Below are 20,771 nucleotides of genomic sequence, written 5' to 3'. Positions count from 1 at the left end.
GAGAATTAAATCATGGCAGGTTATAGAAAACTCGGAAGAACTTCCAGTCAGAGAAAAGCATTACTTAGAATCCAGGCTACAAACCTTTTATATCATGGAAAGATCGTTACAACTGAGGCTAGAGCTAAAGAAGTAAGAAAGATCGTTGAGAGCCTGATCGCTCTTGCAGTAAAAGAGAAAGATAACTTCGAGACTGTAAAAGTTACTGCTAAAGTTGCCCGCAAGGACGCTGACGGCAAGAGAGTAAAAGAAGTTGTTGACGGTAAGAAAGTTACTGTATACGACGAAGTTGAGAAGGAAATCAAGAAGGACATGCCGTCCAGACTTCATGCAAGAAGACAGATGGTAAAAGCTCTTTATGACGTAACAGAAGTTCCGACAGCAGCAGCTGGTAAGAAGAAAAACACAAAGAAAGTTGATCTTACAAACAAGCTGTTCAACGAGATCGCTCCGAAGTACGCTTCCCGTAACGGTGGTTACACAAGAATCATCAAGATCGGTCAGCGTAAGGGCGACGGTGCTATGGCAGTTCTGATCGAGCTCGTTTAATTCTGTATAGCAATTAGCCGTACGGCAGAACTTAAGACCGGTGGAATACGTTTTATGCGTGTTCTGCCGGTTTTTTTGCGTCATATGGAAAAAAGGAAAGCCACTGTTCTTCTTCCGCGATCTTTTTGTGATCGATGGAAGGGAACAGTGGCTTTTCGATTGCCATAAAAGGTGATCAACCGGCTTTTGAAACAAAAGATTAATTGATCCCGAACTGCTGCTGAAACTGTTCAAAGAACTGGTTGAAAGCTGCCGCGTTGGCCGGGTCCTTCATCAAGTTGGTGATCGTCAGAACATAAAAGAATTCACCGACACCGAGGAGAATGGCGATCACACCGAGAATAATGCCTGCGATGGCTGTTCCGCGGAATGCCTGCCCGCGTTTGGAGATGATCGCGAAACAGATCGCGCCGACTCCGCAGATGATCGCAACTGGGAATGCGAAACAGCAGAGCGTCAGGATCGCGAAGATACCGCTGATCAGGGACATCGCTGCAAATGAGTTTTTCTCGCGTCTTGGGCGCTGCGGCTGATCCTGCCAGTAGGGCGGCTGCCCGTTATACTGAGGAGGAATCTGCTGGTTGTTTGGGTTCTGCCAGTAAGGATTCTGTCCGTTGTTCTGAGGAGGGATCTGCTGGCTGTTTGGGTTCTGCCAATAAGGATTCTGTCCGTTGTTCTGAGGAGGGATCTGCTGGCTGTTTGGGTTCTGCCAGTAGGGATCCTGTCCATTATTCTGAGGAGACATCTGCCTATTGTCCGGGGACTGCTGGTTTGTATCCTGTCCGTCTGCCGGGGATGAAATCTGCTGACCGGTCTGTTCTGCAGGAGCTGTTTCAGTGGTTTGGTCTTTATATTCAGATGAATTCTGATCGTCGTAATCTGTCATGAAAATTCCTCCTAAATGTATGTGAAACTTGTCCGCGCCGCGGAAAAATGACACGGAACAGTTACCGTATAGTTTAACATGAAACGCCGCGCATGTCCACATTTAAGTTGCATAAGAGGATGGATTGAATTATAATGGAGATTGACATCTCCGGCAGCCTGGAGCCGTCCGGGGAAGAACCAGAAGGAGAAACAACATGGACATTTTAGGCGTACTGACAGCGGAATTAGGGGTAAAACGGAGCCAGATCGAGGCAGCCGTAAATCTGATCGATGAGGGAAACACGATTCCGTTTATTGCCAGATACCGGAAAGAAGTAACCGGTTCCTTAAACGATGAGATATTAAGAAACCTGGATGAACGATTAAAATATCTGCGCGGACTGGAAGACCGTAAGACCCAGGTCCTCGCGGCGATCGAAGATCAGGGAAAACTTACCGCTGATCTGAAGAAAAAGATCGAGGATGCTGAGACGATGGTGGCGGTCGAGGACTTATATCTTCCGTTCCGCCCGAAGAGAAAGACGAGAGCAAGCGTTGCAAAGGAAAGAGGACTTGAGCCGCTTGCCGATACGATTATGCTGCAGATGGCGAAGGAGCCGATCGAGACTCTTGCGGCCCCGTATGTATCAGAGGAAAAAGGCGTTGCGAACGTGAAAGCAGCGATCGACGGCGCAAAGGATATCCTCGCGGAGCGGATCTCCGAGGTTGCGAAATACCGCGCCTATATCCGAAACGTGACGAAGGAAGAGGGATCGATCGTCTCCGAGGCAAAGGATGAGAAGACAGAATCTGTCTATGAGATGTACTATCACCACGAGGAGCTCGTGAGAAAGTGTGCAGGACACAGGATCCTCGCCTTAAACCGCGGCGAGAAGGAAAAGATCCTGACTGTAAAGATCGTGGCTCCGGAGGAGAAAATCCTGCGCTATCTGAACAAGATGGTGATCACGAGAGAAAACCCGGTGACAACTCCGATCCTGCAGGAAGTGATCGCGGACAGCTATAACCGTCTGATCGCTCCGGCGATCGAGCGTGAGGTCAGAAATCTCATGACGGAAAAGGCGGAGGACGGCGCGATCCAGGTATTCGGAAAGAACCTGGAACAGCTTCTCATGCAGCCTCCGATCGCCGGACGCGTTGTTCTTGGATGGGACCCGGCGTTCCGTACCGGCTGTAAGCTGGCTGTCGTTGATGCGACCGGAAAAGTCCTCGATACCGTTGTGATCTATCCGACCGCACCGCAGAATAAGGTCGAGGACGCGAAAAAGACCTTAAAGAAGCTGATCGAGAAATATCAGATCTCCCTGATCTCCGTCGGAAACGGAACTGCTTCCAGAGAGTCTGAGCAGATCATCGCGGAGTTTATCAAGGAGATCCCGGAACACGTCCAGTATGTGATCGTAAACGAGGCGGGAGCTTCCGTATATTCTGCCAGCAAGCTTGCGACAGAGGAATTCCCGAAATTTGATGTAGGTCAGAGAAGTGCTGTCTCCATCGCGAGACGTCTCCAGGACCCGCTTGCAGAGCTTGTAAAGATCGATCCGAAGGCCATCGGCGTCGGTCAGTATCAGCATGATATGAACCAGAAACACCTCGGTGAGGCGCTCGGGAATGTTGTGGAGGACTGCGTAAACAAGGTTGGAGTTGACCTGAACACAGCATCGGCATCCCTTTTGGAGTACATCTCCGGCGTGTCAAAGATGATCGCGAAAAATATTGTCGCTTACCGTGAGGAGAACGGTGCATTCACAAACCGCCGCCAGCTCTTAAAGGTCGCAAAGCTCGGCCCGAAGGCGTTCGAGCAGTGCGCCGGATTTATGAGAATTGCCGGTGGGGATAATCCACTTGACGGAACGTCTGTGCATCCAGAGTCCTACAAGGCGGCGATGGAATTGTTAAAACGTGTCCATGTGGAGCCGGAGGAGATCACAAAAGGCGGAGCTGCCGGGATCTCAAAGAAGATCATGGATTATAAAAAGCTCTCAGAGGAACTGGAAGTCGGTGAGGAGACCTTAAAGGATATCGTAAAGGAACTGGAAAAACCGGCGAGAGACCCGCGTGAGGAGATGCAGAAACCGATCCTCAGAACGGATGTCCTCGATATGAAGGACTTAAAACCGGGAATGATCTTAAAGGGAACCGTCAGAAACGTCATTGATTTCGGCGCTTTCGTAGATATCGGTGTCCATCAGGACGGTCTTGTGCACATTTCCCAGCTTTCCAAGAAGTACATCAAGCATCCGCTTGAGGCGGTCAGCGTAGGGGATATCGTTGAGGTGAAGGTTCTCGGAGTGGATATGGCGAAGAAAAGAATTTCCTTATCTATGATATTGGACGAGGAATAAATTCTAAATTGTCGATATGAAGGAATATTTAATTGGCGGAAAAGTCCTGAAATCCCTGCGGCAGGAAGAAACTGATTTTAGCGTAGGAATGCCAGAGATATAAGGCTTTTAAGGAGACGAACCAGATAAAAAGGAATACACGGGACAGACGGAGAATATTCCGGCGAGCCGAAGAAATGGAGGAGTCAGTCATGAAGTATAATTTTGATGAAGTGATCGACCGTAAGGGAACCCATGCAATGAAAGTTGAACGTCTGCCGAAGGGAGCTGACAAAGATTCCCTCGCCCTCTGGGTGGCAGATATGGACTTTGCCTGCGCAGAACCGATCTTAAAGGCTCTCCATGAGCGGATCGACCGGAAAATCTTCGGATACACCATGTACGATGCGGACGAGTGCATGGATGCTGTGACAGGCTGGATGAAGAAGCGCTATGGCTGGGAGGAGAGCAGAGAGAACCTGTTTTTCTGTCCGGGCGTTGTGGCTGCCTATGCAGCGCTCATCAACCTCCTCACGGAACCGGGGGACGGGATCGTCCTCCAGCGCCCAATCTACTATCCATTTACGAATAAGGCCAACAGCAACGGCCGCATTCCGGTGGACAACGCGCTGATCTATGAGAACGGTGCTTACCGGATCGACTTTGAGGATCTCGATAAGAAGATGGAGGACCCGGCAAACAAGGTTCTCGTGGTATGCAGTCCGCATAACCCGACAGGCCGTGTCTGGACGGAGGACGAGCTTAAAAAGACGGTTGAGATCTGTAAAAAGTACGACAAATGGATCATCTGCGATGAGATCCACTGCGACCTGATCCGCCGTGGCGTGACGTTCATACCGATCATGAATGTGGCTCCGGAGTATGCGGACCGGATCGTTGTCTGCACGGCGCCGAGCAAGACCTTCAACCTTGCCGGAATGAAGACCTCCAATATCGTGATCCACAATAAGGAACTTCAGAAAAAATGGAAAGACTATGTGAATGGCAGCCTGTCCATGGATGGCGCTTCCGCTCTGGGCATGACGGCGATGATCGCGGCCTACACAGAGGGGGAAGAGTGGCTGGAGCAGCTGAAGGACTATCTGGATGGAAACTTCGCGTATATCGACGAATATTTAAAGAAATATCTTCCGAAGGCTCATCTCGTCAAGGCGGAGGGAACCTACCTCGCGTGGCTTGATCTCAACGGATACGTTGACCGGAATGAGAAAAAACTGGAAGAACTGATGCAGAAGAAAGCAAAGGTCGCTCTGGATGAGGGATATATCTTCGGTGAGGAGGGACGCGGATTTGAGCGCATCAACGTCGCTTCCCCGCGCAGCGTCATCGAGGAGTGTATGAACCGGATCCGGACGGCATTTGAAGAGGAAAAACTGGTATGAAAATTCAGGTAAAAATGACAGCGAGAGATATTTTTGATTTCTCCATGTACAGCGCGTATTCGGGATTTGCCGGGATCTTTACATTCGTGTTCCTGATCCTGGTCATCGGGATTCTCGGATACGCATGGAGCTCAGTGGCAGTGATGCAGAGAGTCATGCTTTTGGGCTGTATCATCCTTTTTGTGTTTGTCCAGCCGATCATGATCTGGATGAAGGCAAAGGCGCATGCGAAAACGACCGGATACTCAACGCCGATCAATCTTGACGTTTCGGATGAGCAGATCGGGGTCGAACAGGCCGGTGTGACCGGAGAGTTGAAATGGGATCAGATCTGGAAAGTCGTTCGGATCCCGAATATGTATATCATCAAGGTCGGACCGACAAACGGATATCTTGTGCCATTCCGGTCCATTGAAGGGAGAAAGCAGGAGTTTGTTGATTTCTGCAAGCGGAATCTTCCGCCGAAGAAGACGAAAGGATTAAAGGCATGATAAAGGAAACAAATGCACCGGAGGAGACCTTCGCCTTTGGAAAAATGCTTGGGGAACAGGCAAAGCCGGGCGAAGTGATCTGTCTGAACGGCGATCTTGGCGTCGGGAAAACAGTTTTTACGAAGGGCTTTGCTGAGGGACTCGGAATCACGGAGCCGGTAAACAGCCCGACCTTCACGATCGTCCAGCAGTATGACAGCGGAAGAATGCCGCTGTACCATTTCGATGTGTACCGGATCGGCGACATCAGCGAGATGGATGAAGTCGGATACGAAGACTGCTTCTACGGGGAAGGTGTGACGCTCATCGAGTGGTCCAACATGATCGAGGAGATCCTGCCGGAACATGTGAAGACCGTCACGATCGAAAAGAACCTGGAGAAAGGTTTTGATTACAGAAAGATCACGGTGGAGGACAAATAGATGCGGATTTTAGGAATTGAGAGCTCCTCACTGGTGGCATCGACGGCCATCTATGAGGATGGGATCACGATGGCGGAATATACGGTGGATTTCAAGATGACCCATTCACAGACTCTGCTGCCGATGATCGATGAGATGGTAAAACTTGTCGGGATCGATCTGAACACGATCGATGCGATCGCGGTGTCAGGCGGTCCGGGATCCTTTACGGGACTCAGGATCGGCTCTGCGACGGCGAAGGGACTTGGACTGGCATTAAATAAGCCGCTGATCCATGTTCCGACGCTTGACGCGACAGCGTACAACCTGTTCGGTGCATCCGGACTGATCTGTCCGATCATGGATGCGAGAAGAAACCAGGTCTACACGGGAATCTATCGCTTTGAGAAGAAATTTGAGACCGTGATGGATCAGGATGCGATGGATATGGGCGAGCTGATCGAAAAACTGAACGCGATGGGCGAGCGCGTGATCTTCTTAGGTGACGGTGTGCCGGTCTACGAAAAGCAGATCCGGGAGAAAATGACCGTGCCTTACGATCTTGCCCCGGCGCATGTAAACCGCCAGAGAGCCGCTTCTGTGGCTGCACTGGGTGCTGTCTACTTTGCGGAAGGAAAGACAGAGACCGCCATGGAGCATAAGCCGGACTATCTGAGAAAATCCCAGGCGGAGCGGGAGCGCGAGGAGAGAGAAGAGAAGGAAAAGAACGCCTGATATTTCGCAAAAATAATAAAAATCATATACAGAGAAATCAATAAATAAAAAGTGGGATTGCTGTCCGGCGAGCAAAGCGTCGGTGAAGTAGTCCCACTTTTTAACTGTCATGGAATTCTGAAAATTTCCCCGGCAAGGAATGGGGGTATATAGGGGAATATGATATCATTCGTTATTTGAATTTTCAAGAAAGTCCACCGCCCTCGATCTTGCCGAGATAGTCATTTTTCGCTTTTACGAATTTCAGAACGTTCACAGCTATTCCTCCAGATCAAATACAAAATCACAGCATTTGCCGTCCTGCATCAGAGTTCTTGTTCGTGTCATTTTGATCTTGGAATTCATGCCTTTATAAAACGGTTCATCGCGTCCGCAGGATAAGACAGCTCCGAGATCCTTCATACCGATACGTTCATACATGGCAACATACTGACATTCCAGAACATCTTCACAAAGATGTTTTTCTCCGTCTCCACTCCATGCAAGGTTTAAGGCACCGTTCGATGACCAGGGTTCCATCTGCATACGGATCGCCTGCAGGTCATTTCTTCCGAAGAGCTCCGCATATTCCTGACCTTCTTTAAAGGCGATGTCGTAGATGACTTTTTTTACGATCTCATATGTTTTTTCATGTCCGAGTTCCTTTTCAAACGCATCGATAAATGGCTTGACCATAAGCGCTTCAATTTCTCTTCTCAAAATGATCGGTACATCGTAAATTGTCTTCATATGGTTTCCTCCTTCATGTGTACAAAGTCCCGGCTGCTACAGACCGGTAAGAAAATTGATTTTTTGTTTCTTTTTATAAAAAAGCAGCAGTCCGACCACGGATTGGCTGAACTGCTGCGTCTTTCAGAAGCTATTTCTGTTCGCTCTCGTTTTTCTTTCTCTCTGCAAGTCCATTCAGATAATAGAGGGTTGCCCAGCATGCATCGTGTGCAGCGGTCTGGTAGCTCAGAGTATCTGGATAGATCTCCACGAAATCCATGCCCTTTGCACCTGCGAGTCCGGCTTCGTGAAGCATCATGCATAATTCATAAGATGTTAAGCCACACATATCCTGCGGCCCCTGCGGCATGCTCGCTGCGTCAAGGCAGTCTGAACAAACGGTGATATACATCAGATCGGTATCTTTTGAGGCGATCTCAATTGCTTTTCGGATGGATTCTTTCCAGCCGTTTTCTTTGATCTCTCTTGCGAGAATCACAGTCGCACCGTATTTTTTTGCGTTTGCAAATTCCTCTTTATGGTTACGCGGTCCGCGGATACCGATGTGTACGATTTTTGTGGAATCCATATTCGGATCATTGTAAAGCTGATAGAACGGAGAGCAACGGGAATATTCATCATCACCAAAGATGGAGTAATTGTCAAGATGGGCATCAATATGGAGAACGCCGACTCTCTTTGGATGACGTTTTGCAATCTCACTGATGATCGGATATGCAATTCCATGATCGCCGCCGAAGGTGATCGGGAGAGCGCCTGCCTCTTCAATCTGGCCGATTCTTTCTCTGATCGCTGCAAAGGTGAGCGGATAATCACCGTTTCTGCATGCGACATCGCCGAAATCACCGACTTTTAAGTAATCGAATGCATCAAGGTCAAAGTCCGGAAGATAGCCGGTATAACGGATCGATACAGAACGGATTGCTTTCGGTCCTTCTGTACAGGAAGAGTATCCGCCGATCGTGCATCCGCCTTCCCACGGAACACCGGTGACAACGGCATCCATGGAGGAAAGTTCACTTTCATTTTCAAGAACCGGAAGATTCAGCCAGGACGGAACTCCGCTGTAAATGTTGTTTGGTAAAAACGCCGGATCATAAATAGTTGGTTTGCTGTTTCTCATAATGTTATTTCCTTTCTTTGCTCAATTGCCCCATTGTCGAGGGCATTTTTTTACTTATGGTTATGAAGCAGTCAACAGTTACATGAAAACTGTATATGTCGCATTAAAAGACTTAATTTTATGCTTCTTTTTCATCGGCGGAATCAAGGATGTGAAGATTCAAATGTTCAGAGAGATATTCCAGTGTATATCCGCCGCCGATGCTGTTGCCTTTTTCGTCAAGTGCCGGTCCATAGATTCCAATTCCCATACGGCCTCCCACACAGGACAGGATTCCGCCGCCGACACCGCTTTTGGATGGGATTCCCACGCGGACGGCAAATTCCCCGGAACGGTCGTACATGCCGCAGGTCAGCATAAGGGTTTTTAATGTTCGGACGACTTTTTTGTCGAGAAGGCGTTTTCCGGTAGTTGTGGAAATACCTCCGTTTGCAAGAAGAAGGCCTAATTCTGATAATGATCTTGCATTTACACTCAAGGAACAGAGCTTAAAGTAGAGATCCAGCGTCTGGAGAACATCCCCCTTTAACACGCCCTTGCTCTTTAACAGATATCCGATCGCCCGGTTTCTGTCACCGGTCGCCTTTTCGGAGCGATAAACGGACTCATCCAGAACGATCTCATTGTCATTACATAAGGTGCGGATAAATTCCAGCATCTGTTCGAAAGAGAAGCGCCCGGCCAGAAGGCTTACAACTTCAATGGCTCCCGCGTTGATCATTGGATTGAACGGGCGGTTGCTCGCTGTGTCAAGCTTTAAGATTGAATTGAACGCATCCCCGGATGGTTCCATCATCACATTCTTAAAGACCTTTTCTTCACCGATATATTGCAGTGCTGCTGCGAGGGAAACGATTTTACAGATACTCTGTATAGTAAAACGGCGTTCGGAATCCCCAAATTCGATATGACGGCCATCTTCTGTTTTAATACATAGTCCAAAATGTACTGGATTTGCTTTCCCAAGCTCAGGTATGTAATCTGCGACCTTTCCCTGCAGCAGGAATTTTCGTCCATACTCCCAGGCATCTCTCGCAACTTCCTCCAGCATATGTTCACCTCTTCTCATGTGCATGTATGTGTTAATGCTTTAACCGGCAAAAACACCGATAAAACTTGAAATACCAAGGATCAGTGAGATCGCAAAGATCATCAGGCCGATAATGTTCTGGAGCATGGAGTTCTTATATTCACCCATAATTCTCTGACGGCTTGCAAGGTAAAGAGTAACACCTACAACGACCGGGAGTGCGATTCCATTTACAGCCTGAGCAGTCATGATCAGTGCTAACGGGTTGGTACCGATTGCGGAAATAATAATTCCGACGATCAGAATGATTGCGCTTGTTCCTAAGAAACGTTTATCGGAGCCATCTGTCTTCCAGTCAAAAAGTCCGGCTAATACGTAAGAGACACTGATCGGAGAGCAGAGAGCACTGGAAATACCTGCGGAGAGAAGTCCTAATGCCATGAAAGGCTGAGCGAAACGTCCGAGTGTACCTTCAAGCTGTACAGCCATATCCATTGCGTTGTTAACGCTCATGCCGCGCATAACCACTGCTGATGTGATCATAATGGAACCTGTGATAACACCGCCGATGATCATCGGTACGGTTGTGCCAAACATACAGAGCGGAAGTTCTTCCTTTGTATGCCATGTTCTCTGGGCGCTTGCAGCATGCAGGAACATGTTGTACGGAACAACTGTCGTTCCAATGAGGGAAAGACATGTCATCAGTCCGCCCTTCGGGACTGTCGGGATGCAGCCGCGGAGCAGTTCGCCGAAATCAGGACGAACAATGAGCATTGTCATAAGAAAGACGATTGCCATTAAAGTGACACATACACTTAAAAGCTTTTCCAGATATTTCACGGCATCACCGACAAAGAGGAGAACGATCAGAACGATAACGCCTAAGACCGGAGCCATGATTCTTGTCGGAACACCGGTCAGTGCACTGGCTCCCATTGCCGTTCCGGTAAGGTTGCCGCCCATATATGCGAGTCCGCCGATGGTGATCGCAATGATGACAAGACCACATAAAATGTTTCGAAGAAGCGGACGGTCAGCAAAGTCATGCTTCATGTTTTCTGCAAGACCTTCCTGAGTGATGATGCCGATCCTTGCCGCCATACCCTGCATGACGATAACTGCGATAACGGAAAAGACAACACACCAGAAAAGTGTGAAACCGTAAGTTGCACCTGCCAGTGTACAGCTTGTTACGGTTCCGGGACCGATGAATGATCCCACGATCACGAAGCCGGGACCAAGGGAAGCAAGTTTTTCTTTCATAGTAAATTTACGAGTGACATTATTGGAATTCACCATGCGTTTTCCTCCTTTTTTAGTTGAGTGATATGAATGTTCTATTTATTCGGCCGAAAAAATTGAACTTTTGTAACTGTGTTGACAATATAGCATAGGAATGTTAAAATGACAATAATTACCAACTTGCTTTTGACAATATCAAACTCTATTTGACAGGGGGATGTATTTTGCCATTGGATGAATCGAAAAATGTTACGGAAAAAAATACAAAGGCTACGGAACGTCAGATCCAGTCGGTTCAGCGTGCGATCAACATACTGAACTGCTTTACGATGACAAATTCTGCCCTGACGCTGGGTCAGATCAGCAATCAGCTCAATTTGAACAAAGGTACAGTTCATGGAATCCTGAGTACGCTTTACCAGAATGGATATATCAGCCAGAATGGAAATGGGCAGTACATGCTGGGGGCGGCGCTGTTTAACAAAGCCTGTCTCGCGGCCGGGACGCGCCAGAGCATGTGCATTGACCGAGGCCATGACAGGCTGCTGGCGTTAAGTAATCAGTTCCAGTTAAACGGAACCATGTTTGCAATGGACGAAAAGCAATTGAGAGTGATAGACACAACGGAACCGACAAACTGCCCTTTTATTGTCCAGCGCGTGTCACCACAGATATCCCTGTATGATTCCGCAAGCGGAAAGATTCTGTTGGCATATTTATCGGAAAAAGAAAGAGCGGAATATCTGGAAAGAATGCCGATGACACCGTTCCAGAAGTCTTTCGAGGATAGGCAGAAGAATTTTGACGTGGAGCTATACCGGATCCGTAAAAATGGGTATTCTGAAGAATACGACGCTCTTTTTACCGGAGTATCAGCGTTAGCAGTGCCGATCTTTAATCGATATCATAATGAATTGTTTGGAAGTGTGAGCCTGACGGGAATGAGTCCGATGATAAAGAAGAGAAGACAGGAGATTATTGCTGCGCTTCAGGCGCATGCGCGTTATCTGCAGGATTGTCTGCGCTTTTAAAGCGGAAAGAAATGGTGGCTGGATCAGATCCAGCCGCCATCCATTTTTATAACTTGTCCGGTCAGGTAATCAGGAGCTTCTACGAGCTTCATGACGAGATCTGCGACCTCCTCCGGCTTTCCCATGCGGCCGGCGGGAATCTCGTCCAGGAGCATCTCATGCTCCTCCTCAGATAAAAATCCATTCATCTCCGTATCAATGGCTCCGCAGGCGATAGCGTTCACCTGAATGCCGGAGGGGGCGAGCTCCTTGGCGAGGGCCATGGTGAGACCGTTGACGCCGCCTTTTGTGGCAGAGTAGGCCACTTCGCAGGACGCGCCGCAGACGCCCCAGACGGAGGAGATATTGATGATCTTTCCGCTGTGGTTGTGGATCATCCCGGGGATTGCAAGTTTTGCGCAGTGGAAGACGGAGGAGAGGTTTGCGGAGATGATTCGGTTCCAGTCTTCAAAGCTCAAGTCCTGTAAAAGGCCGATGATGGAGATCCCGGCGTTGTTTACGAGGACATCCACATGACCGAAGCGGGACTCGATCTCCTGAAACAGGCGCTTACAGTCTTCCGGATTTCCGACATCCGCCTGTACCGCCAGGCACTCTGCACCGAGCGTCTCCACTTCTTTTTTCACTTCTTCCATCCGGTCCGCACTTCTGGCGCAGTTGATCACGACCCGGTATCCGCAGGAAGCAAATTTTAAAGCCACCGCCCGCCCGATCCCGCGGGAGGAGCCGGTGACGAGAACTGTTTTTTTCATAGAGAGACACCTCATTTTTTATTTCTCCCTTTCATGTGTGGGAGAGATGTATAATTGCTCTTCAATCGAAGAGGGGAAAGTCGTCCGGCTTTCCGATGTGCGAAGTATAACATATCAGGTTAAATCATACAATGGTAACGATGAAAATCCCCCCGAAATATTTCGGAGGGATTTTGTGTAAGTTTATTTCTGCTGTCTCGCCTCATTCAGGCTCATTCCGCCGCGGACGAGGTCTTCGATCCGGTCTTCCTTTGCTTTGATCTTTTTGGCTTCTTCGAGAACTTCCTTTAAATGTGCACTTGGAACGACGGCAACGCCGGTGCGGTCCATAAGGACGAGGTCTTCCGGGCAGATCTGGACGCCGCCGATGAATACCGGGACATCGGTGTCAACCGTCTCCATGAAACGGGCGCTTTTTACCGGGCTTGTGCCGCCGAGGTAGACCGGGAATTTGAGGTCTGCGATCTCGTCGATGTCACGGAGACTTCCGTTTGTGAGCTCCCCCATGACCCCGCGCATCTGGGCTCTTGTGGCTAACATGGCGCCGCCTGTGGCGATATCGGTAAGACCGGTCGCTTCGATGACGAGAAGATCGCCGTATTCGGTCTGGGTGTCGATGATGGATGCCTGTTTTGTCAGCGCTTTTCCGTCGAATGCAGTCTTTCTGCGCATCTGGCGGATCGTCTTCGCAAAGCCTGCAGTACGGGGCTGGTAGACATCCAGAGCGTGAAGTCCGAGTACAACTCCGGAGCGGAGTCCGAGATTGTCCATGGCATCGGAGATGTTTGCAGTCGGAAATTTTTTGTAGTTTTCGATCCAGTAGGTTCGTTCTTCTTTATTGAACATGGTCATTTGTATCACAGCGTTTCTGCATTCATACAGCTGTGATTCTCCTTTCTAAATAATGATAGATCATTTCCGGAAGAATCATTTGAATTCTTCCCAGGTGGTCATAATTTAATTTTAGTATATCAGAAAAACAGCAGGGGTTTTATGAATTTGGCGCAATTCATCATGCCAAAATGTCATGAAGATCCATTCCTTAAATTTATTACTTTTTAAGAAAAATGCCCGATGAAGATTCACCAGGCATTCCAAAGGATGTATTTGGGACCTTCAGTCCCTGAATGAACAAAAAAATGGAATAATCGAAATTATTTAGCAAATTAGCATATTCATGCAATAATCTTATAAATTCCAATAAAAGCAAATACAGCCAGAACTGCAAGCGCGATAAAGGACACCGCAAACAGCTCCACAAACAGGCGGTTCTGTGGGAATTTCTCGTCCGCATTCTCCTGCTGGGCAACACCCGCCATGATGAGGGCGCCGGTCGTGGAGATCGGAGTGAATCCGGAGACGGTTCCGCCGATGACGATCACGGAGACGAGCTCCAGGGCAGTCACGCCGCCGATGCTCGCAGCAAGCCCGCTGGCTGTCGGGATCAGCGTCGGGAACACAACGCCGAGTCCGGAGCTGAAGAAGGACATGAGGCCTGCGGCGATCGCCATGATCGTTGCGGCTGTTTTCGGTCCCATCACAGATTCCAGACCGTCGACCATGATGTCGATGCCGCCGGAGATCGAGATGACGTTCATCAGGATACCGACACCGAGAACCATGATGATGACATTCCACGGGATCATCTTGAATGCAGTCTTTTCATCACCGCATCCGAGAACGATAAGGACGGAGCCGACAGTAAAACCGGTAAGTCCGACATTCCAGGAGAAGAACAGGGCGCCGATCGCGAGAGCGGCAAGTCCTGCTAAGGAGAGCCACTGATTTTTACTGAATTTCGGAAGAACATCCTGATGGTTGGTGTGCGGAGCAACCTGCCAGCCTCTGTAGTAAATATATACGAGAACTGCGACAACGAGGGCTGTCACGGTCAGGCATATCATGATCGGAACAGTATTGCCGGTAAGTCCCTGGGATTCCATGAGCTCGCGGACAACGGCGCTTTCCGGAGTCAGCGGGCTCATGCGTCCGGACATGACACCGAGATCCCCGATGATCGCCGTCATGATCGGGTTCACACCTGCGGATATCGCAACCGGGATCGCGATGACCGGAACGATCGCGAGAGACGGGATGGCTCCCGGTCCCACCGCGCAGATCAGGAATCCGAGCAGGTACATGACGAACGGGATCAGCGCCTTGTGCGGTCCGACAAGCGCTACCATTTTTTTTGCGAGAAGTTCCAGAGTTCCGTTTTCATTGATGATGGCAAAGAGATAAGTGATGCCGATCATCTGCATACAGAGGGAGGAACTGAATCCCTTGATGATGTCTCCGGCCTTGATCCCGTAGACGAGACCGAGGATCATGGAGAAGCCGATACATAAGATTCCGACATTCGCCTTGCGGACGAAGCCGATGACGATAGCTGCTAAAAGAGCGATCAGTGAAATAAGACCAAGATTCATATGTGCACCTCCCTATCGGAATGTGATGCAGACCGGGCTTTCGGCTGCGATCACGCGGCCGGTGTATTCCATGCGGCCCTGTTCAGAGTCAAGCTTCATCTCGATGATCGTATCGCTGTCCTCGTTTGCCATGTAGAAACGGCTGTAATCCGGGTTGAAGGTGATGAAGCGCGGGGTGAGACCCATTGCCGGGTAGTAGCCGAGTTCCTTCATGTAACCAGTCTCCTGGTCGATGCGGTAGAGAACGATAGACTCGTGAATGCGGTTGGAACCGATCAGGATCTCTCCGTTTTTGTCGAGCAGAGAGGCGCTGGCCTGTCCTTCGCCTGTGTAGGTTTCCGGAAGTGTCGGCAGATTCTGACGTGCATGAAGCTTTCCGTTCTCAGCATCAAAGCCGAAGTATGTCATTTTATTGCCTTTTTCATTGATCAGGTATGCGTAGCGGTTGTTCGGATGGACCGCGATGTGGCGCGGCTCATCGTACTCTCTGGAGCGGAAGCAGTCGGTCTCGGTGAGAGTCCCGTTTTCTGCGTCAAAGCGGTATACGAGAACCTGACCGTAGCCCTGGATCCTTCCCTGGGTCACAACAAAAAGGTAGGTCTTTGTCTGATCCCAGATGCACTGGTGCGCGAAGGAGACAGTTCCCTCTTTTTTGCCAGGAAGATGAGTCTCAGAGACGATCTCGCCGAGGCTTCCGTCTTCATTTCTCTTAATGACATAGACAGCGCCGCCCTGGAGAGCAGCAACGACTAAAAAGCGGTTTGTTCTGTCAGCAGTGATGAACACCGGATTTTTTCCGCCGATTTCGATCATATTTAACGGAGATAAAGTTCCGTCTTCAAGAATTTTATAGCTGGAGACTTTTGTCTTGTCTCCGTGTACGGAATAGAGAAAATTTCCCTCATTGTCGAGTGTCTGGTAGGATGGATTTTCCTCCTCCGTCTTTAAACACTGGATCAGGTTCCAGTCTCCGGTCTTGTCGTTGATCTCGAAAACTTTTAAGCCTTTTCCGCGTGCATTTCGTTCTTTTGTTGTTCTGCAGCCCACATAAGCGTAGCTCATTTCCTTTTCCTCCTGAGATGAATATAGATCATATAAAAGATACCCACTTGATCACGTTACGGGATTCCCAGATCCGATGCCGGATTTCCTGCAGCCGGAGTGATGGCTTCAGGGAAAGATCGGAGGAATCCTGTCTTGTGATATCTTTATGATAAATTATTAACATGTCAAATGGAAATTCAGGAAAAGAATAGGCGCGGTATTCCATTATGGAATATCACGCCGGATTACAAACAGGTTTCAGACAGCCGGATCCAATTTCAGTTTACTCCGTAATAGTTTTCCACAAACCGGATAAAATCAGAGATTCCCTCGCTTTTATAGCAGCGGTCCGAGATCAGCATGGAGACTTTTCTGGAAACAGGATTTCCGTCCCGGTCATAAGCAGGGATCAGCTGTAGTTTTTTCTCGTCGATCTTCCAGTCATCTCCGAACACGAAACAGATCCCGAGCCCGTTTTCTGCCATTTCGATGGCGATGTCAAAGTAGGGAACCTGCTGTTTCTCATGGGGACTGCTTCCGAACTGACTTTTCCACCATTGATTGATGATCATGCGGACCATCGGATTATAGAAGGTCTCGATGAGTGGCATATGTTCGATGGAATCCATGGTTGCTGTTTTCGGGGCAACGATGTAGAGCTCTTCCTGAAACAGGCATACCTGGTCACCGAGATACGGGAAATCGCCGCAGACGAGACCGATATCGATCGTATCGTCGATCAGATCCTTTAAGATCACATCGCTGGAGTTGGAAATTGTCTTGATATAGAGATTGGCTCCGCTTTTCTGGTATGCGGCGAGGAGTTTCGGAAGATGGCGCTTTGCAAACGAGTTCGGGACGCCGAGTTTTAAGGATTCCATCTTTGTATGGCGGTCTGCAAAGTGGTCCTCGATCTCCTGGAGAAAATCCAGCATGATGTTTGCCTTCTGTACCAGATATTTTCCGTCTTCTGTGAAAGTTACGCCACGGCTTGTCCGTTCCACGAGCTGGCGGCCCCACTCGCTCTCGATCGACTGCAGCCGCTTTGTCAGGGCGGACTGGGTCATAAAGAGGGCGTCGGCGGCCTTTGTGATGCTGCGCTTTTCATATAATACTTTTAAAATTTTCCAGTCAATGTTTTTCATAGAAGTTCCTTCTTAAAAATAAGCAGATGAAGATGAAAATGAAGCAGCAAGCGATTCTGTATATTTTATAAAATCGGCAAGCTTTTCCGGCAGTCGTTTCTCCTTCGGGTACACAAACCAGGTCTTTCTCGTCACCGGTGTTCCGTCCGGCCATGTAAGCGGCGTGAGCGTCAGCTGATACCGGTTCTCAAAGTTTTCCGGCAGAAAACTCAGGGCATATCCCATCCCCTCATCGATCAGCTTCCATGCCCCGTCGATGTGCCCGACCATCATTCCGGACGGATAAGCGCTCTCAAAGCACATTTCCCACCATCTGTTCAGGAGCCCGGTCGTCTTTTCGTTCGTTTTATAGTCCAGCCGGTGCATTCCGGGAAGCGCAGACACTTCCACGGCTCCTTTCGTGACAAGGAAACCGCGGGTCTCCCCTAACAGAGTCCTGTTTACCGGTCCCTCATAATCCCCGCGCAGAAATCCTACATCCACGGATCCGTCCAGGACCTGGCGGTAAAGAGCATCACTGGAATCATTGACGATCCGGAATTTTATATTTGGATGCGCGATCTGGTACGGAACAAGAACATCTGCGAGAGAGTATTTGCTGTAAGTGTAGGAAGCGCCGATCACGATCTCCGTCAGTGCGGCATCCTGCAGTTTTTTTAATTCTTCCTTTGTGTCATGGAACAGCTCCAGATATTTTTCTGCCTGTGCCGCAAGAAAATTTCCTTCTGCGGTGAATGTCAGGCCTTTTGGCGTCCGGTCCACAATGGTACATCCCCATTCGGTCTCCATTTGTTTTAAACGCTTTGTCAGGGTCGGCTGCGTCATAAAAAGGAGATTTGCCGTTTTCGTCAGATTTGATGTTTTATGCAGTTCATAAAGAATTCTCCAGTCGGAGTCTTTCATGGAAAAATCACATCCCTTAAGTCATGGTAACGATTCCGGGGCGAGAAATACGCAGACCTACGGAATCGTTTTATGGATTCGTAGTATTATTTTACGACAGAATCGGCAGCTTGTCCCGTTTTTTAGAGAAAAATTTTGCTTTTGCAAGTACCCCATTCCACTTTTGAATCATTTCATTCCACCTTTCAATTTTATTTTCCCGGCTGCCGATGATATGATGAGACCAGATCAAAAGTAATTTAAGCGTGATCGGCGCTGCAAAATTTCAGGAAGTCAGAGTCGGCAGATCGTGCAGATGAAGAAGAAAACGAAGAAGTGAAAACAGCAGTTATGAAGATTGAGATGGAGGTTTTACCATGGGAAGATCATTGACCAGAAAAATTATCGAGTCCCACTATGTTTCCGGCAGCATGACTCCGGGCGAGGAAGTTTTTATCAAAGTGGACCAGACCTTAACCCACGACATCAATGCCGTTATGACATACCTGGCATTTGAAGCGATCGGACTTGACCGGATCCGCACGGAGTGCAGTGTCAGCTACCTGGACCATAACCTGCTCTATGTGGACAACAAGACGCCGGATGACCATATCTACTTACAGTCTGCGGCAAAACGTTTCGGTGTCCATGTCTCCAGACCGGGAAACGGGATCTGCCATGCGGTTCATGTTGCGAGATTCGGTGTGCCTGGAAAGGTCAGCATGGGCGGTGACAGCCACACTCCGCACGGCGGCGCGATCGGCATGCTCTGTATCGGAGTCGGCGGAATGGATGTTGCGACTGCAATGACCGGTGTTCCGATGCGCCTCACCATGCCGCGTGTCGTGAAGGTAAATCTTACCGGTTCCCTGAAACCCGGCTGCAACCCGAAGGAAGTCATCTTAAAAATGCTCCAGCTCGTCACGATCAAAGGCGGACTTGGAAATGTATATGAGTATGTAGGACCAGGTGCAGCAGCTCTGGAGGTCCCGGCGAGAGCCACGATCGCCAATATGGGTGCTGAAATGGGTGCGACAACCTCGATTTTCCCGGCGGATGCGCAGGTGAAAAAGTTCATGACTGCGCAGGGACGCGGCGACCAGTATGTGGAAATGCTGCCGGACGAGGATGCGGAATATGATGAATGCATCGACATCAACTTAAGCGAGCTGGAACCGCTGATCTCATGTCCACACCAGCCGGACAACGTCATGCCGCTAAAGGATGCAGAGAAAAAGCGCGTTCAGCAGGTATTTATCGGAAGCTGTACGAATGCGAGCTATGCAGATATCGCAAAAGCTGCTCTCGTGTTCAACGGGCATCATGTCAACGATGACGTGAGCTGCACATGTGCGATCGCTTCGAAACAGACTTACCGTGAGCTGATGCGTGACGGTTATATCGATATGCTGCTCGCAGCAGGAGTCCGGATCCTTGAGATCGCATGCGGCCCGTGCTGCGCGATCGGCCAGACACCGGCAACAGACGGAGTTGCTGTCCGCACTTCCAACCGGAACTTCAAGGGACGCGCCGGAAATCCGACTGCGAAGATCTACCTGGTAAGCCCGGAAAGTGCCGCTGCGACTGCGATCATGGGAACATTTGCGACCGCAGAGGACATCATGGGCGAGAACGTGAAGATCCTCGGCGAGATCAAAGAGCCGGATCAGTACATTGTTGACGATTCCATGATCATTCCTCCGCTCTCCGAGGAGGAAGCGAAAAAGGTTGAGATCGTCCGCGGACCGAACATCAAGTTCCTTCCGGTGCCGGAAGCTCCGACCCAGTATCTCTGTGCACCGATCAGCTTAAAGGGGCGTGACAACATCTCGACGGATGATATCACCCCGGCCAGCGCGGAATTCTCCAGCATGCGTTCCAACATTCCGCTGATGTCCCAGTACTGCTACCACCGTTATGATCCGGAGTTTGCGGCACGCGCAAAGGCGATGGGAAAGAGCATCATTATCGGCGGCGAAAACTATGGCCAGGGATCTTCCCGTGAACATGCGGCCATCAACCCGATGTACCTCGGCGTCAAAGCGGTAATCGCAAAGAGCATCGCGAGAATCCACAAGGGAAACCTTGTAAACCACGGCGTGATCCCGATGTTATTCGAAGATCCGGCTGATTACGACCGTCTTGACCAGAACGATGAGCTGGAGTTTGCGGATCTGCTCGATCAGATCCCGACGAGATCCATTCTCATCAAAGATAAGACGAAAGACTTCACCTTCCGCGCACACCTTGACCTTACGGATAATGAGATCGCAGTTGTGCTGAGCGGCGGCCAGCTGTCCTTCTTAAAGAAGCAGCTTGCGGCGGAAAGAGAAAAATAAACAGCTGGAAAATTCCCTGAATGCAATGGTTTCGTCCCATCCCTCTGTACTTCAACCAGGGACGGACCGTTACAGATAAATATGCTGCAGGATGCAGCAAAGATACCTTCAATATCCTTTAATACCCCAAGTGAATTGATCAGGATGTAGAAAAACGCAGTCGTACTCCCTCGTATGGCTGCGTTTTTCTGTATTTTGCCACAGGAATGCCACTTAAATTTCAGTGAAACT

General features: G+C 49.3%; 19 protein-coding genes. 8 read left to right on the top strand and 11 right to left on the bottom strand.

Going from position 1 to position 20,771, the window contains the following annotated elements:
* Positions 1-12 precede the first annotated feature (12 nt).
* Complete coding sequence (locus tag FN001_RS14375) at positions 13-549, top strand: bL17 family ribosomal protein (RefSeq protein ID WP_015553821.1); 537 nt, start codon at positions 13-15, stop codon at positions 547-549.
* A gap of 199 nt (positions 550-748) precedes the next feature.
* On the opposite strand, the gene FN001_RS14370 is transcribed toward FN001_RS14375, so the two are convergent.
* Positions 749-1,435: a hypothetical protein gene (locus tag FN001_RS14370; RefSeq protein ID WP_142412315.1), complete on the bottom strand. Its 687-nt coding sequence runs from the start codon at positions 1,433-1,435 to the stop codon at positions 749-751.
* 196 nt (positions 1,436-1,631) lie between these two features.
* Here FN001_RS14370 and FN001_RS14365 point away from each other — a divergent pair, with 196 nt between their 5' ends.
* The 5 genes from FN001_RS14365 (at position 1,632) to tsaB (ending at position 6,791) form a co-directional block, all read left to right on the top strand.
* Positions 1,632-3,782, top strand: coding sequence for a Tex family protein (locus FN001_RS14365; protein WP_142412314.1), 2,151 nt, complete (start codon positions 1,632-1,634; stop codon positions 3,780-3,782).
* 191 nt (positions 3,783-3,973) lie between these two features.
* Positions 3,974-5,164: a MalY/PatB family protein gene (locus tag FN001_RS14360; protein WP_142412313.1), complete on the top strand. Its 1,191-nt coding sequence runs from the start codon at positions 3,974-3,976 to the stop codon at positions 5,162-5,164.
* The gene (locus tag FN001_RS14355) at positions 5,161-5,655 is read left to right on the top strand and encodes a YcxB family protein (RefSeq protein ID WP_021905509.1); all 495 of its coding nucleotides are present in this window, start codon (positions 5,161-5,163) and stop codon (positions 5,653-5,655) included. The genes FN001_RS14360 and FN001_RS14355 overlap by 4 nt, the downstream gene beginning before the upstream one ends.
* Complete coding sequence (tsaE, locus tag FN001_RS14350) at positions 5,652-6,077, top strand: tRNA (adenosine(37)-N6)-threonylcarbamoyltransferase complex ATPase subunit type 1 TsaE (protein WP_117514264.1); 426 nt, start codon at positions 5,652-5,654, stop codon at positions 6,075-6,077. Before FN001_RS14355 ends, tsaE begins: the two co-directional genes overlap by 4 nt.
* A complete protein-coding gene (gene tsaB, locus FN001_RS14345; RefSeq protein WP_142412312.1) occupies positions 6,078-6,791 on the top strand; it encodes a tRNA (adenosine(37)-N6)-threonylcarbamoyltransferase complex dimerization subunit type 1 TsaB in 714 nt (237 codons plus the stop codon).
* Positions 6,792-7,049: 258 nt separating this feature from the next.
* Here the strand turns inward: tsaB and FN001_RS14340 are convergent, their stop codons facing one another.
* From FN001_RS14340 to FN001_RS14325, 4 genes are all read right to left on the bottom strand, one after another.
* Positions 7,050-7,520, bottom strand: a complete 471-nt coding sequence (locus FN001_RS14340) for an L-2-amino-thiazoline-4-carboxylic acid hydrolase (protein ID WP_142412311.1) — start codon at positions 7,518-7,520, stop codon at positions 7,050-7,052.
* A gap of 130 nt (positions 7,521-7,650) precedes the next feature.
* Positions 7,651-8,643, bottom strand: a complete 993-nt coding sequence (locus FN001_RS14335) for an agmatinase family protein (RefSeq protein ID WP_142412310.1) — start codon at positions 8,641-8,643, stop codon at positions 7,651-7,653.
* Between the two features lie 118 nt (positions 8,644-8,761).
* A complete protein-coding gene (gene glsA, locus FN001_RS14330; RefSeq protein WP_142412309.1) occupies positions 8,762-9,694 on the bottom strand; it encodes a glutaminase A in 933 nt (310 codons plus the stop codon).
* Between the two features lie 39 nt (positions 9,695-9,733).
* Complete coding sequence (locus tag FN001_RS14325) at positions 9,734-10,975, bottom strand: Nramp family divalent metal transporter (protein WP_142412308.1); 1,242 nt, start codon at positions 10,973-10,975, stop codon at positions 9,734-9,736.
* 167 nt (positions 10,976-11,142) lie between these two features.
* Here FN001_RS14325 and FN001_RS14320 point away from each other — a divergent pair, with 167 nt between their 5' ends.
* Positions 11,143-11,949, top strand: a complete 807-nt coding sequence (locus tag FN001_RS14320) for an IclR family transcriptional regulator (protein WP_142412307.1) — start codon at positions 11,143-11,145, stop codon at positions 11,947-11,949.
* A gap of 23 nt (positions 11,950-11,972) precedes the next feature.
* On the opposite strand, the gene ymfI is transcribed toward FN001_RS14320, so the two are convergent.
* From ymfI to FN001_RS14290, 6 genes are all read right to left on the bottom strand, one after another.
* Positions 11,973-12,701: an elongation factor P 5-aminopentanone reductase gene (ymfI, locus tag FN001_RS14315; protein ID WP_142412306.1), complete on the bottom strand. Its 729-nt coding sequence runs from the start codon at positions 12,699-12,701 to the stop codon at positions 11,973-11,975.
* 183 nt (positions 12,702-12,884) lie between these two features.
* Positions 12,885-13,553 carry an RraA family protein gene (locus tag FN001_RS14310; RefSeq protein ID WP_243122036.1) on the bottom strand — a complete coding sequence of 223 codons (669 nt, stop codon included), beginning with the start codon at positions 13,551-13,553 and terminating at the stop codon, positions 12,885-12,887.
* A 323-nt stretch (positions 13,554-13,876) separates the two neighbouring features.
* A complete protein-coding gene (locus FN001_RS14305) occupies positions 13,877-15,130 on the bottom strand; it encodes an SLC13 family permease (protein ID WP_142412304.1) in 1,254 nt (417 codons plus the stop codon).
* A 12-nt stretch (positions 15,131-15,142) separates the two neighbouring features.
* Complete coding sequence (locus FN001_RS14300; RefSeq protein WP_142412303.1) at positions 15,143-16,192, bottom strand: lactonase family protein; 1,050 nt, start codon at positions 16,190-16,192, stop codon at positions 15,143-15,145.
* A gap of 260 nt (positions 16,193-16,452) precedes the next feature.
* The gene (locus tag FN001_RS14295) at positions 16,453-17,319 is read right to left on the bottom strand and encodes a LysR family transcriptional regulator (protein WP_142412302.1); all 867 of its coding nucleotides are present in this window, start codon (positions 17,317-17,319) and stop codon (positions 16,453-16,455) included.
* Between the two features lie 12 nt (positions 17,320-17,331).
* Complete coding sequence (locus FN001_RS14290; RefSeq protein WP_142412301.1) at positions 17,332-18,222, bottom strand: LysR family transcriptional regulator; 891 nt, start codon at positions 18,220-18,222, stop codon at positions 17,332-17,334.
* A 356-nt stretch (positions 18,223-18,578) separates the two neighbouring features.
* On the opposite strand from FN001_RS14290, the gene FN001_RS14285 reads away from it, so the two are divergent.
* Positions 18,579-20,540, top strand: coding sequence for an aconitate hydratase (locus FN001_RS14285; protein ID WP_142412300.1), 1,962 nt, complete (start codon positions 18,579-18,581; stop codon positions 20,538-20,540).
* Positions 20,541-20,771 lie beyond the last annotated feature (231 nt).

Source organism: Clostridium sp. Marseille-P7770, from assembly GCF_902143525.1.
GTDB lineage: Bacteria > Bacillota > Clostridia > Lachnospirales > Lachnospiraceae > Pilosibacter.
This window is presented reverse-complemented; position numbering and strand designations above follow the sequence as displayed.